This is a genomic window from Roseiflexus sp. RS-1 (assembly GCF_000016665.1).
Taxonomy (GTDB): Bacteria; Chloroflexota; Chloroflexia; order Chloroflexales; family Roseiflexaceae; genus Roseiflexus.
The window spans coordinates 1088547-1102444 of record NC_009523.1 but is presented as its reverse complement, the minus strand read 5'-3'; the positions used below and the strand labels follow the sequence as shown (position 1 = coordinate 1102444).

General features: G+C 59.1%; 15 protein-coding genes. 7 read left to right on the top strand and 8 right to left on the bottom strand.

Annotation, left to right across the window (positions count from 1 at the left end; all coding sequences use genetic code 11):
* Positions 1–40: 40 nt before the first annotated feature.
* Genes ROSERS_RS04605 through ROSERS_RS04585 form a run of 5 tightly spaced genes read left to right on the top strand, consistent with a single transcriptional unit; the run spans position 41 to position 4536 of the window.
* Positions 41–1231 (top strand): class I SAM-dependent rRNA methyltransferase, encoded by a 1191-nt coding sequence (locus tag ROSERS_RS04605; protein ID WP_011955652.1) that lies wholly within the window; start codon positions 41–43, stop codon positions 1229–1231.
* Positions 1232–1237: 6 nt separating this feature from the next.
* Positions 1238–2431 (top strand): bifunctional ornithine acetyltransferase/N-acetylglutamate synthase, encoded by a 1194-nt coding sequence (locus tag ROSERS_RS04600; RefSeq protein WP_041333028.1) that lies wholly within the window; start codon positions 1238–1240, stop codon positions 2429–2431.
* A 3-nt stretch (positions 2432–2434) separates the two neighbouring features.
* The gene (locus ROSERS_RS04595) at positions 2435–3133 is read left to right on the top strand and encodes an LON peptidase substrate-binding domain-containing protein (RefSeq protein ID WP_011955650.1); all 699 of its coding nucleotides are present in this window, start codon (positions 2435–2437) and stop codon (positions 3131–3133) included.
* A 36-nt stretch (positions 3134–3169) separates the two neighbouring features.
* Positions 3170–3436 (top strand): DUF503 domain-containing protein, encoded by a 267-nt coding sequence (locus ROSERS_RS04590; protein ID WP_232282762.1) that lies wholly within the window; start codon positions 3170–3172, stop codon positions 3434–3436.
* Positions 3437–3444: 8 nt separating this feature from the next.
* Positions 3445–4536, top strand: coding sequence for an ATP-binding protein (locus ROSERS_RS04585; protein ID WP_011955648.1), 1092 nt, complete (start codon positions 3445–3447; stop codon positions 4534–4536).
* On the opposite strand, the gene ROSERS_RS04580 is transcribed toward ROSERS_RS04585, so the two are convergent.
* The 5 genes from ROSERS_RS04580 to ROSERS_RS04560 form a co-directional block, all read right to left on the bottom strand.
* Positions 4481–5617 carry a hypothetical protein gene (locus tag ROSERS_RS04580; RefSeq protein ID WP_011955647.1) on the bottom strand — a complete coding sequence of 379 codons (1137 nt, stop codon included), beginning with the start codon at positions 5615–5617 and terminating at the stop codon, positions 4481–4483. The two genes, ROSERS_RS04585 and ROSERS_RS04580, sit on opposite strands and share 56 nt — an antisense overlap.
* 20 nt (positions 5618–5637) lie before the next feature.
* Positions 5638–6633, bottom strand: a complete 996-nt coding sequence (locus ROSERS_RS04575; RefSeq protein WP_011955646.1) for a sugar phosphate nucleotidyltransferase — start codon at positions 6631–6633, stop codon at positions 5638–5640.
* A gap of 28 nt (positions 6634–6661) precedes the next feature.
* Positions 6662–6898, bottom strand: coding sequence for an FmdB family zinc ribbon protein (locus ROSERS_RS04570; protein ID WP_011955645.1), 237 nt, complete (start codon positions 6896–6898; stop codon positions 6662–6664).
* Positions 6899–7049: 151 nt separating this feature from the next.
* Positions 7050–7886, bottom strand: coding sequence for an alpha/beta fold hydrolase (locus ROSERS_RS04565; protein WP_011955644.1), 837 nt, complete (start codon positions 7884–7886; stop codon positions 7050–7052).
* A 69-nt stretch (positions 7887–7955) separates the two neighbouring features.
* Positions 7956–8600, bottom strand: a complete 645-nt coding sequence (locus ROSERS_RS04560) for a hypothetical protein (protein ID WP_011955643.1) — start codon at positions 8598–8600, stop codon at positions 7956–7958.
* A gap of 187 nt (positions 8601–8787) precedes the next feature.
* Between ROSERS_RS04560 and ROSERS_RS04555 the strand changes: the two genes are divergently transcribed.
* Both ROSERS_RS04555 and rimI read left to right on the top strand, forming a co-directional pair.
* Positions 8788–9636, top strand: a complete 849-nt coding sequence (locus tag ROSERS_RS04555) for a hypothetical protein (protein ID WP_041334776.1) — start codon at positions 8788–8790, stop codon at positions 9634–9636.
* A 16-nt stretch (positions 9637–9652) separates the two neighbouring features.
* Entirely contained in the window at positions 9653–10318 is a 666-nt protein-coding gene (rimI, locus tag ROSERS_RS04550; RefSeq protein WP_011955641.1) for a ribosomal protein S18-alanine N-acetyltransferase, read from the top strand.
* Positions 10319–10860: 542 nt separating this feature from the next.
* Here the strand turns inward: rimI and ROSERS_RS04545 are convergent.
* The 3 genes from ROSERS_RS04545 to ROSERS_RS04535 form a co-directional block, all read right to left on the bottom strand.
* Positions 10861–12546: a ribonuclease J gene (locus tag ROSERS_RS04545; protein ID WP_011955640.1), complete on the bottom strand. Its 1686-nt coding sequence runs from the start codon at positions 12544–12546 to the stop codon at positions 10861–10863.
* Between the two features lie 118 nt (positions 12547–12664).
* On the bottom strand, positions 12665–13240 hold the full coding sequence (locus ROSERS_RS04540) for a hypothetical protein (RefSeq protein ID WP_011955639.1): 576 nt from the start codon (positions 13238–13240) through the stop codon (positions 12665–12667).
* A 6-nt stretch (positions 13241–13246) separates the two neighbouring features.
* Positions 13247–13885 (bottom strand): uracil-DNA glycosylase, encoded by a 639-nt coding sequence (locus tag ROSERS_RS04535; protein ID WP_041333024.1) that lies wholly within the window; start codon positions 13883–13885, stop codon positions 13247–13249.
* Positions 13886–13898: the final 13 nt, after the last annotated feature.

Here is a 13898-nt window from a genome sequence, read left to right as displayed (position 1 = left end):
TTACAGTAGACCGAATACCTGTGACCGTGTGTCGTACCCTATGACAACCGTCACGTTGCAGCCAGGCAAAGAGCGGCCCGTGGTTCAACGCCATCCGTGGGTATTTTCCGGTGCAATCGCGCGTATTCAGGGTCGTCAGCCCGAACGCGGCGCGGTGGTCGATGTGCGTTCCGCCGAGGGCGAGTGGCTGGCGCGCGGGTGCTGGAGCGCCGGATCGCAGATTCGCATCCGCCTGTTTACATGGGAGCCGGACGAACCGATCGATGATGCGCTTATCCGTCGGCGCATCGAGCGGGCGATTGATGGTCGCCGCAGACTCGGCATGCTCGCCAACGAAGGAGCATGCCGCCTGATCTATGCCGAGTCTGACGGCATACCCGGACTGATCGTCGATTACTATGCTGGCTTTCTGGTGGTGCAACTGTTGACCCAGGCAATGGCGCAGCGCAGTGCAGCTGTGACGCGCATCCTGGTGGAAACCCTCGCGCCGCGCGGCATTTATGAGCGCAGCGACGCCGATGTGCGCGAGAAGGAGGGTCTCCCGCCAGCATCCGGCGTTCTCTGGGGTGAAACGCCGCCCGCACGCCTGCGTATGCGCCTTCCGGGCGACATCTGGCACGTGGTAGACCTGGGCGCCGGGCAAAAAACCGGGGCCTATCTGGATCAGGCGTTCAATCGGTTGCGCGTTGCGGCGCACTGCAACGGTGCGGAGACGCTTGACTGCTTTTGTTACACCGGCGGCTTCACGATTGCAGCAGCGCGCGCAGGGGCGCGCCACATCACGGCAGTCGACACCAGCGAGGCGGCACTGAGTATGCTTCGTGAGGGTCTGACCCTCAACATGGTCGCAACACCGGTGGAAACAGCGCCTGGCGATGCCTTCAAACTGCTGCGGCGCTATCGCGAGGAACAGCGTCGTTTCGATGTCGTCATTCTCGATCCGCCCAAATTCGCCACTTCGCAATCGCAGGTTGAACGTGCTACCCGCGGCTATAAGGACATTAACATGCAGGCGATGCACCTGCTGCGTCCCGGCGGCATTCTGGCGACCTTCTCGTGCTCAGGGCTGGTGTCTGCCGACCTGTTCCAGAAGGTGGTGTTCGGCGCAGCGCTCGACGCACACCGCGATGTGCAGATCATCGAACGGCTGTCCCAAAGCCCCGATCATCCGGTGCTGCTGACCTTTCCCGAAGGAGAATACCTGAAAGGTCTGATCTGTCGTGTGTGGTAGATGACTATGAGTTACAATATTATTGAAGACGGGCATGTTTCAAGCCCGGCAGGGTTTCGCGCCACCGGCGTCTCATGCGGGCTGAAGGAGATCCGCGCCCGCGATCTGGCGATTGTGTACTCACAATATCCCTGCCAGACTGCGGCGCTCTTCACCACCAATCTCATCGTTGCTGCGCCGATCTTCTTCAATCAGGCGATCCTGGCGCGTAAGCGCGACAATATTCGCGCAGTCGTCATTAACGCCGGGCATGCCAATGCTGGCACCGGTCAACCCGGACTGGCAACGGTTGTGCATTGCGCTAAAATTGCTGCGGAAGAACTGGAAGTGCCACGCGACAGCGTCTTGATGCTCTCGACAGGGCAGATCGGCGTTGCGCCGCCGCTCGACCGGATGCGCGAAGGGATTCGCCGTGCTGCATCCGAACTCGACAGCAACGGCGGGCGACGCGCTGCACTCGCCATTCTGACGAGCGAGACGCGACCGAAGGAACGCGCTCTGCGCGTCTCGCTCCGTGAGGGGCGCACGGTGACGCTGGCAGGTATGGCGAAAGGAGGGCGGATGGTCAGCCCGAACCTGGCAACGCTGCTCTGCGTCATCACCACCGATGCACCGATCGAATCGCGCCTGCTGATGCGCGCCCTCGATCAGAGTGTGAGTCGCTCGTTTGGACGACTGTATATCGACGGCGACGTCAGTCCGAACGATGCGGTGCTGGTGCTGGCGAACGGGGCAGCTGGCGGACCGCCGATTGTCGATGGGTCGCGGGAACTTGGCGCATGGCAACAGGCGCTCGATGCGCTCTGTTATGATCTGGCGCAGCAGATATTGCGCGATGCGGCATCCGGCGGTAAACATATTCTCGTCACCGTGCGCGGCGCAGCTACCGACGCCGACGCGGCGCAGATAGCGCGCGCCGTCGCACGATCGACAGCAGTGCGCCTCATGTGCGCCCGTAACCTGCCCGATTGGGGCGGCATGCTCGTCGCCGTCGGCGCCAGCGGGGTCGATCTGCGCCCCGATCTGCTCGAACTGCGCGTCGGCGCGGTGACAGTGATGAATGAGGGATTGTCGAAGCGTTTCGAGCCTGCTGAACTGATCCAGGCGCTCTCAGGACCGGAGGTCGAACTCTTGATCGACCTGCACAACGGCGCCGGCGCTGCCACAGTGTGGACGTGCACCACCGGCGCGGAGCCATAACCTATGAAACTACCACTCTTTCCATTGCATACGGTGTTGTTTCCGGGCGCGCCAATATCGCTCCATATCTTCGAGGAGCGGTATCGCCTCATGATCGGTCAATGCCTGGAACAACAACAACCGTTCGGGATTGTTCTACTCCGTTCGGGCAGCGAGGTCAATCCCGATGATCCGTTCATCCGCAGTTTGCGCCGTCAGATAGGTATCGACGACGATATTCTGCGCGAGGCGGTTGTGCCTTTCGAGGTTGGCACCATTGCGCGCATCACCGAAAGCCAGCGTTTCGACGATGGACGCTACCTGCTGATTGCCCAGGGGCAGCGTCGTTTCCGTGTGCAGTACATCATGCAGCACGAACCGTACATTGTTGCTTCAGTAGCGCAACTATCGGAAGACACTACGAACCTTTCCCCCGCTCTGCTGAGTGAACTGCACCGGACGTATGACCAATACTGGACGACCATCGAGCGCGTTACCGGTCGCACGTATGAGCGTGACGACCTGCCGGTTGATGCGGTCGAACTCTCTTACTGGCTGGCGCACCGATTGCATGTGGACAATCAGCGCAAACAACGCTGGCTCGAATGCGATGTCGCCACGCGCATCCGCGAGATCACCGGTATGCTTCAGGTGGAACTCGCCATGTTGCCGCGCTCCGGTCCGAATCGTTATACCGACCTGTGGCCCTGGTCGTGGAACTAAAGCGCCATCAACTGTACGATGATTATTGCAGCATGCATGGTCACTCTGCGACTGCCCGGCATTCGCTCGCTCAAAGAAAAACGGAGCATCGTGAAATCACTGCTCGGCAGAATGCGCAACCGCTTCAACGTTTCGGTCACTGAAGTCGATGCGCACGACAATTACGGGCGCGCCGTGCTCGGCATCGCCTGCGTATCCGGGTCGGGCGACTACGTTGAAGGACAGATCCAGGCGGTGCTGCGCTGGATCGAAGAAGAACGTCCCGATCTCGAAATCCTTGCCGCCGATATCGAACTGCTGTGAGTGCGGTCGTGGACGAGGTATTGCCCTATCCGTTCCTGGCAATTGTCGGTCAGGCGGAGTTGAAAATGGCGCTCGTGCTGGCGTTGATCAACCCGCAGATCGGCGGTGTGCTCCTGATCGGTCCCTATGGCGTCGGCAAAACGACGGCTGTGCGCGGGTTGCTCGATGTGATGCCGACGGTCGAGGTCGAAGAAACCGATGAAGCTGGCAACCCCGTCAAACGTCGTCGTCCGATGCGTCTTATCGAACTGCCGCTCAACGCCCGCATGGAGGATGTGGTAGGCGGGATCAATGAGCGGGTGGCGCTCGAACAGCAGCGCGTTCTGCTGGAGGAAGGCGTCCTGGCGCGGGCGCACCGTAATGTCCTCTACATCGACGAAGTCAACCTGCTGGATGCGCGGGTAGTCGATGCTATTCTCGACGCTGCCGCACAGGGGCGCACGTTCGTGCGGCGCGGACCTGTAACGCGCCTCTATCCCTCGCAGTTCGTCCTGATTGGTTCAATGAACCCGCAGGAAGGAACCCTGCGCCCGCAGATCCTGGATCGTTTCGGCTTGCGCGTATGGGTAGCGCCACTGATGGACCCCGATCAACGCCTGGAGATCTACCGCCGCGCACGTCGTTTTCGTGAGGATCCAGAAACATTCCGCGCCGGGTATGCTGATGAGACCGCGAAGCTCAAGCAGGAAATCGCAGCCGCGCGCGAAATTCTCCCTCAGGTGACGATTGACGGGGAAGCCGAACGTTTTGCCATCGATTGCATTCAGCGTCTGGCAATCCCCTCGCACCGCGCCGAAATTGCGCTGTTCGAGGCGGCGCGCGCCCGCGCTGCCGCCGATTTCCGGCTGAGTGCAACCATCGAGGACATTCGCCGCGTCGCACTGCTGGCGCTGCGGCAACGACGCAGTGTTCAGATCGATGAGTATGCCGCCACCGTTGCCCTCGAAGACAACGCCATCGATCAGGTCATCAACGGCAACGGTGATGCAATGAGACGACGCCGTTCCTCACGCAAGAAATCACCGTCCACCCGCGCTTCTGGCGTTACCCCGCCCACGCCAGCGGACGGGACGCATCAGGATCATTCATCAGAGCGGTAAGCAGGTGAGGATCGAGCGCATCACGCAGATACCAGATCAGCCGCTGCGCCACCTGGCTATCGAAGGCAATTTGCGCATTCCGCAACGCATCATCCGGGTCGAACAACCCACGCCCCTCTTCGTCGAAACTGTTGGCGACGTACCGCATCACATCCTGGCGCAGGCGAGGAGGCAGCGCGATACCAGCGCGCCTGAGCGCCGAAGCCAGCGGCTCGGAGCATTCCATGCGGTTCCACTGCGTCGCACCGATGATCCGCAACAGGTGATCACGTGCGGCGACTGCATCACGCTGACCGACGCGCAGCCACAGGCGTTGTATGCCGACCGGCGCCGGTGCAAGCGGACGCCACATCGGATTATTGACCCGCCCGGCCCGAAAGGCGATCACGCCAGCCCGTCGCAAGACGTCCGCGTGCAACACGCCAGCATACTCCGCAGTATTCACCGTTGCCGTGATCGACACATTCGGCGGCACGACAGGACGATCTTCCTCAGGAATGCCGGGAAGTTGCAAACGTTTACGCCCCTCCTCATCGACGCTCAGCAAGGTCGTAAAGTAATAATTCACCTCTTCCGGCAGCAGGCCACTGAAGCAGACGATAAACGCCTTGCCGGCACTCCCCGGATCGGCGGCCTCCTGTAACAGTTCGAGGAAGCGCAATGAGGTGAAACGATCGAACAACGAGCGAAACGAATGCTGATCCCCCGTGGCGGTAAGCCAGGACGAATCGCCGTTGATCAGCGCATACTGCGGACTGCCATGACCGAGTAGCGCTTCGGCGAACAACGTCACCAGTTCGGTCTTGCCAGCGCCTTCGATGCCGGTCAGAAGAACGAACGGGTTTGTCTTCAGCGACACATAGCAGGTGACGATCAACGTGCGAGAAAAAGGAAGACCGGCAGCGCGCGCCAGCGCCACCATGCGCTGGATCAACTCTTGCTCACCACATGCGGCGTCCCAGTTGTCGCGGCTGCTCAAACGCAGCAACGGCGGTCGCAGACCATACTGGCTCGCCTTCCGCTGGCCCTCACTGGCCACTCCCCCGGCCACAATGCCGATGGGAACCGGAAAGTGCAGCATAGCAACACCCTCAATTCTTTTCAATGCGCCGGACGCCCGTACCGGATTTCGGAGGAGTCGCCCACATTCAGTTCACGGAAATCCCCCAGGACCACCGCGTGATCACCAATAAGACTCGATTGAAGCGTGGCGGAGACAATTTGCGCATCACGATTGATAATCGAATCGCGAATGATCGAGTCCTTCACCACAGCGCCAGCCGCAATTGACACATACGGACCGATGATCGAATTGATCACCTGCGCCGTGTCATCGACATAGACAGGCGGAATGATGATCGAACCACACAGACGACTGGTATCAACATAATCGCGACCATGGTCGAGCAGGTAACGATTCGTCTGCAACACCGTCTCCGGCTTGCCACAGTCTTCCCAGACGTCGACCGTCGGCGCAGTGAAGCGGGCGCCATTCTCGACCATCAACTGCAAGGCGTCGGTGAGAAAGTACTCGCCTTTTGTCTGGATATTCCGCAGCATCAGGACTTCAATCGCGCGCATCAACCACTGAATATCGCGGATATAGTACAGACCGATCATCGCCAGTTTCGACTCATCGGTCGCCGGTTTCTCCACGAGTCTGGTAATGAATCCGTCCTTGGTGAAAGCGACGCCGAAACGCCGGGGATCATCCACTTCCTTGCAGAAGATGGCGCCATCGATATCCTGCTCCGTCAGGCGACTGAGGTCTGCTTCAAAGATCGTATCCACGAACAGAATAATCGTCGGACCGCTGACGACTTCACGCGCCAGATAGACGGCGTGCGCCTGACCTTTCAGCTCGGTCTGCTCGATAAAACGCGCCGGGATTTTGTAGTTTGAGGTGACATAGTCGGCGATTTGATTGCCCAGGTAGCCGGTGATGAAGATCATTTCATCGATCGGAAACCGCGTCAGCGTATCGAGAATATGACCGAGGACCGGCTTGCCAGCGACCGACACCAGTGGCTTGGGCTTACTGTAGGTATGTGGACGCAGGCGCGTCCCAAGCCCGGCAGTAGGAATAATAACTTTCATATATCGTCCTGTTGTGAACGCTTCCGCATCATCCCTGACCGCCATGCGACGCGCAACCGCACCCCCCGCCACAGCAGGCGCCCATTGTTCCGCGTTCGATGTGATTCGACGCCTGATCCAGCCTGAGCGCAATCACCGATAATTTGCGTCGCACGCGATCACTGCCGCAGACAGGGCAATCGAGGGCTTCGTCTGCACGGTGATAGGGGCGCAACAGATCAAACGTTCGCGAGCAGTCACTGCATTGATACTCGTAGAGCGGCATAGGACTGTTCTCATGATGGCGGAAACCATGTGCCTCGATTATACCACAGAACGCAGAACCACAATGACGCGCACCACGGAAGACTCGACCGGCGCCGCGTCCAGAAAAGCGGAGCGGCGCCGGTTTGGATGATCACGGCAATCTATGGCGTTCAGGGCATCAGTGAAGAGCGTACTACCGTTTGCGGCGCGATGCCGGTGCGAAAGGAGGAGTGATCGTTTGCCAGAAAACCAAGCAACAGCGTGTTGAACTGCTCAGCCTCATCGAGGAAAGGAAAGTGGCGACTCTTCGGCATCACAACGACCTGCGCCAGCGGCACATGGTGGAACAGATCCGCCTGATTGGGGTTCACGATCTCGTCCCGCCCGCCATGGACGATCAGCGCAGGAACAGCGAGTTTCGGCAGTTCCGGGCGCAGGTCGGTGTACAACATCGAGGCGATTGAACGCTGCAACGTGCTGGCAGAAGACTTCAGGCTGTCGTCGAGGATTTCGTGCACCGCCGGATCGTTCGTTTCGCCCAGGAAGTGGCGAAACAGAAAACGCCGCAACCAGGGAGCACCCGCCAGGGTATCGGCAAGCGGTCGATGATAGGTGAGTTTGAGCAACCAGGAGAGGGACGAGCCGACAATTGGAGCGCCCACTGTCACCACACGCGCAATGCGCGTGGGATGATCAATCGCCGTTTTGAGCGCTACCATACCGCCCATCGAGTGACCGACCAGCAGGACGCGATCAATGCCGAGAGCATCGAGGAAACGAATAACCTGATTGCTGTAATTTTGGATGCTCTCGGTCGTGCTCTTGCGGCGCGATTCGCCAAAGCCCCAGAAATCGAACGAGTAGGCGCGGTAGGACCGCTTCACATACTCCATCGTCGGAAACCAGTAGCGCCAGCTGCCCATCCAGCCATGCAGAAAGAGCACGGGGCGACCACGACCCAGCACTTCATAGTGAACGACCTGGTTGTCAACAACGATGATGCTCATACACTTATCCTACCATCTTTTGAACCACGGATCATCAGGAATATAGTACTGTTTCGAGAAAACACACCCTCAGGCGCCGCGGATCGTAATATTGTTCGTCAGACGGGTACGTGCCAGGGTCAGATGCTGCTCACGCTCACTGAGCGAACGTCGCAATCTGTTTTGCAGTGTGGCGATGTCTTCCGAAATGGCGCGCAGTTGCTGCATCTCACGTTCGAGATCATCGAGCAACTGACTGGCTTGCAACGCTGCCATCGCATTCGCACGGTCACGCGATAATGCCCCCAAACGCTCCTGGATCGCTGCCAGCAATCCCATCAGATTCGCCCAGGCTTCATTGTCCTGGCGGTCGCGCATTTGCAGACCGTGCTGGCGACCATCGAGCCACGACTGGATCTGGCTCTGGAGATCGCTCAGACGCGCTTCCAGTTGATCGATTGTCGCAACCAGTTCGGGAGAGGTTCGGGCGATGCCGCCATTCTGCGCCAGCGCTTCGAGCCGCCCCTGGAGCGTCGATAGCGACGCGCCAAGCTGTGCCTGCCGCATCGCAACTGCTTCCTGTTCGTTGAGCAGATCGAGCAGCATTTCACGCAGTTGGGCAGTCTCACCGGCGACCCGCGCCGATTGCTGGTGCAACAGGTGCGGTACGAACCAGAGCAACAGCGCAAGCAGCGCCAATACCATGATTCCCAGCGCGACAAAGAGGACAGACATAGCGTTAGACCCCCTACATCATTCCTGGCGTTATTATACGAGCACTCAATTACCAGAATCAACGCCTGAAGCGCCAGCAGGATGACATATGGATTACACCGGTTTTGACAACTTCTTTTCTGGATTTTATAATGCCAGGGCAGAGGCAGTCCCCATCTACAAGCTGAAAGCGCATATGTAAATGTATATGCACGATCATACCCGACGCATCTCGTGGATGACGCTCGTGCTTGTTGCCAGTGCAATCCTGGTTGCGTGCACAGGCGGCAGCCCATTATCGTTACCGGGTAGTCCATCATCGCTCTACGTTCCCGATCTGCTTGATCGTCCGCAGGAGTTCAACGGCAAAGACATCACCGTATCGGGTGCGTATCTGAATCGTTATGGGCGCGAAGTGCTGGCGCTTGGGGTCAGTACGCTCGATAACGGTCTCGACGCTCAACCTCTGGGAGAACCGATCTGGCTCGAAGGGTTCCCGCAGGAAGCAACTGCTGAACTCCATCGACCCGGTGATGCCGTTTATGGCTTCGTGCGGGTGAAGGGTCGGTTTGAGACCGGCGGTCCGTTTGGCGCGGAGAATGCGTACAGACATCGAATTCTCGTCGCTTCGGCTGAGCCGATTGAGCGCGTGCGACGTCAGGAGTATCGCATCGATAATCGCCCGCTCGGCGAGGGGAAAGTCTCCCTGTTCGATCTGGTCGCCGATCCGGCGCGGTATAACGGTCAAACCGTGACAACGCAGGGGTACTATTTCTGGAACTCCCTGATCTATGTACTGGCTGAAGGGGTTTCGACCGAAGAGGACGGAAGCAGCCCCCAACCGATCGGCAAGATGATCTGGATGGAAGGGTTTCCGCCCAGCGTTTCCGGTGAACTGAACCTTGGTCCGAATAACAGTTTCGTCTGGGGGCGCGTCGAGGTGACGGGGCTGTTCCAGGGCGGCGGAAATTTCGGCAAAGACGGCGCATACCCCGGTCAACTCCTGCTCGACCCGAACAATCCGGGTAGCGCGCGTCCACTCGACCCGAAACGATAACCGGCACGAGACTACCGTGTACTATTTCATCGAGCGCATGACCGAAGAGGATATCGAGCAGGTGCAGGCGATCGAGCGCGCCAGTTTCAGCACGCTCTGGTCTGCCAACACCTATCGCCACGAATTGCGCTCGCCTTCGACGAGTCGCTATATCGTCGCGCGCGCCTCGCCGATTCCGCCGCCGCCACGCGCTGAACGTCAACCTGTGCGACGTGGCTTGCTCGCAAGCCTCCTCCCGGCACTCTTCGGGCAGCAACCATCATTGCGCGACGTTCCGATCGTCGGGTATGGCGGGGTCTGGTTGAGCGTCGACGAGGGGCACATTACTACGATTGCCGTGGCGCCAGAGTACCGCGGTCGCGGCATTGGCGAATTGCTGCTCAACGGGCTGATCGACCAGGCGCTCGACCTGCACGCCGATGTGCTGACGCTGGAGGTGCGCGTCAGCAATGTCGTCGCCCAGCAATTGTATCTGAAGTATGGTTTTCGCCCCGCAGGCACGCGACCGCGCTACTACACCGATAATGGCGAGGACGCGCTGATAATGTGGACTGATCCGATCCGCACGCCAGCGTATCAGGAAAAGTTACGTCATCTGCGTGAACGCCTGTTTGCGCGGTTGCGTGAAGAGGCGGAGGCGCCAGAACCGGTGCGGAATGGTGTGCGCCCTGGGATGCAATGAGATGGTTGACCGTCTAATGGAGATTGAGAAATAAATCCGCTCTACCGCGCTAGCCGTCGGGCTGATGGAGATTGAGCATTTATAGCAGTTTTCAAATACATTGACCTTTGTTCCTATCTGCCGTATCGCACGAGGCGCCCGCGTCCGGCGGAGTGTAGACCGAAATTTATTTCGGTCACCACGTGGGGTGCGCAATTCCCAGAAGCGTTCAACCTCGTCCAACAGGTTCAACCTTTGTGAGAACTGCTATAATCCGGTATATGCCGTGTGCCGTCGGGCTGAAGCCCTCGGCTATGGAATGCGAAGCCCGCTTGCGCGGGCTGTGGTGGGTTATTTACTCAAAGACCATACGCCCTCGGCTATGGAATGCGAAGCCCGCCTGCGCGGGCTATGGCGGATTATTTACTCAAAGACCATCAGACGCTTCGTTGCTTGTATCCCCTGTCTTAAAGGAAGGCGAGCGGCTGCCATACCCGCGCGCTCCACCTTCCTTCTCGCTGACGTGTTCAGAAAACAGCAATGGGCATCTCCGCACGCCGGACTTACACCTCCATAACCACCGGCAAAACCATTGGACGACGGCGTGTTTGCCCATAGAGGTAGTCACTCACCACATCCTTGATCTTGCGGTTGACGAATGCGCTGTCGATCTCCATCTTGCCGCTGCCGTTCCGCTTCGAGAGCGCATCGCGCACGATGTTCTTCGTCGACTCGATCAGGTCGTCCGACTGACGCATGTAGACAAAACCGCGCGAGACCACATCCGGTCCTGCGACCAGTTCCCCGGTAGTTCGGTCGATGCTGACGACCACCATCAGAATGCCATCACGCGCCAGCAACTGACGGTCACGCACGACCACCTGCCCCACATCACCGACGGTCGTGCCGTCCACATAGACGTACCCGACCGGAACTTTGCCGGTCACTTTCACATAGTTGCGACTGAACTCCATCACAGCGCCATTTTCGGGGATGATCACGTTCGATTCGGAGAACAACCCGCCCATGCCAAGCGCAAGTTTGCGGTAGAGCATCATATGGCGATAGTCGCCGTGGAACGGCACCACGAACTCCGGGCGCAGGATGGCGAGCGCCATTTTGAGCTCCTCTTGAGCCGCGTGACCGGAAACGTGCACTGCCAGGCTCGAAGGGCTGCCGCCATAGATCACTTCAGCGCCAAGACGGAACAGGTTGTTGATCACCCGATTGACCGACACCTCGTTGCCCGGAATAGGCGTTGCCGAGACAACAACCGTATCCCCTTCCTTGATCTTGACGTGGGGATAGTCGCGGTTAGCCATGCGCGCCAGCGCCGACATCGGCTCACCCTGGCTGCCGGTGCAGATGACCGCCACCTGATCATCGGCGAGACCTGCCGCTTCCTGCGGGCGGATCAACGTGCCTTGCTGCGCGCGCAGATATCCGAGTTCGAGCGCGATGCGCGTCGTGTTCTCCATGCTGCGCCCGGCAACAACAACCTTGCGCCCATACGCTTCTGCCGAGTCGATCACCTGCTGCACACGCGATACGTTCGATGCGAAGGTTGCCACAATAATGCGACCGGGCGCAGTTGCGAAGATCGAGTCGAACGCCTCGCCGACCACCTGCTCGCTTGGCGTGTACCCTTTCGACTCGACCCGCACGCAGTCGGTGATCAGCAGCAGTGGCGACCGTCTGCCCAGTTCCGACAGTTTGACCAGATCGGTGGGACGCCCATCCACCGGCGTGTGATCAAACTTCCAGTCGGTCAGATAGATCGCCAGACCGACCGGCGTATCGATCGCCAGACCGACCGTATCGGGGATCGAATGCGCCACGCTGAACGGTTCGATCGTAAAGGAGCCGACGGTGAACGATTCGCCCGCCTGCATCTTCACCAGCCGGGCACGATCAAGCAGGCGATGCTCTTTAAGCTTCCCCGCCAGCATGCCGAGCGTCAGCGGCGTGCCGTAGATCGGCGGGAAATCGAGTTCCGGTACAAGGTATGGCACGGCGCCGATATGGTCTTCGTGCCCATGCGTCAGCACAATCGCCTTGATTTTATCCTTCTGGTCGCGGAGATAGGTGATGTCGGGGAGCACCAGATCGACGCCGAGCATATCGGCTTCCGGGAACATTACCCCACAATCGAGAACAAGAATCTCGTCATTTTGCTCCAACACCCACATGTTGCGGCCCACTTCACCAGCGCCGCCAAGCGGAATTGCACGTAATCTGTTTTTTGCCATAAGCGCCTGTGAGCAGCGACCATTGTTGCGGTCCCTGCTACGCTCCTTTCCTTTCCGGCCGCTGCTGGAGCGGCTCTGTTGTTATTCCGAATATCATTACAGGCTGCGCCACAGCCTGTTATGCTTGTGATAATGCCGACTGCACATCGGTCAGACCAGTGCGCGCGCGGATCTCCTGAAGCAGATCGTCGCGGTCTTCAAGACCCGGGTAGATCAGCAGGCGTCGGTCGCCGCATGCCTGACGGTGGAGCCAGCGCACCAGCGGATTCTTGATCTGAGATGACAGATCGTCGCTCACCATGATGGCATCGAGTGGTTCATCGGCATTCTCTTCGAGGCGACGGATGCCGGTAATACGATCCCAGGGACAGTTCAGCGCGATACCAAGCGATGTAAACCGCAAACCGGCGTCGGTTGGCGTATACTGCGCGCCCCACTCTTCGAGAATACCCCAGAGAACCAGTGGTGTCGCAATCAGCAACACCACCATCAGCAACGCAGGAATAACCTGACCGGCGGAAAGTCCGCGGTCGAGGTTTTCCTGAAATGCCTGGAACAACCCGGCGGAGGGGTCACTACTGGTAGCGAGTGTGATCCGCAGCGTCCACAACGCAAACATCCAGATAAGCAGTGCGCCGATCATCAAAACGATTGCACTGCGTCGTCCTGACGGAGAAAGCCGATACGTCTTCATAGATGCTCAGAACAGCGACAGTTGCTGCACGTCCGGATCATTGGGCTTTTCAGGCGCAACGGGAGCAGCGCTGTGCACCGACCGCGCTTCCGCCTGCGCAATGAACTCCGGCAACCTGCGAAAATCCGCTTCGATCAGAGCGCGGTACTGCGGTTGATGGAGCGCCGCAGCCGGATGCATCATCGGAACGATCAAACGTCCGTCGATCCAGCGAGGTTGACCGTGGATGCGGGAGATTTTCTCTCCTGGAAACCAGCGCGCCATCGAGAAGCGCCCAAGCGTCACAATCACCAGCGGATTCAGCGCGGCGATCTGCCGTTCGAGAAACTGACTGCACGCAGCAATTTCGTCCGGCTCGGGATCGCGATTGCCCGGCGGGCGGTGTTTGATGACGTTGGCGATGAATACATCACTCCGGCGCAACCCGGCAAGCGCAAGCAACTCTTCAAGAAATTGCCCGGCAGCCCCCACGAATGGACGACCCTGGCGATCTTCATTGAAACCGGGCGCCTCACCAATGAACATCACTTTCGCATCCGGCGGACCTTCGCCCGGAACGGCTCTCATCGCCGACTGATGCAATCGACACGCCGTGCACGTGCGAACTTCGCTGGCAATCTGCTGGAGTAATTCGGCTGCACTCAACGGTCTATTCCCT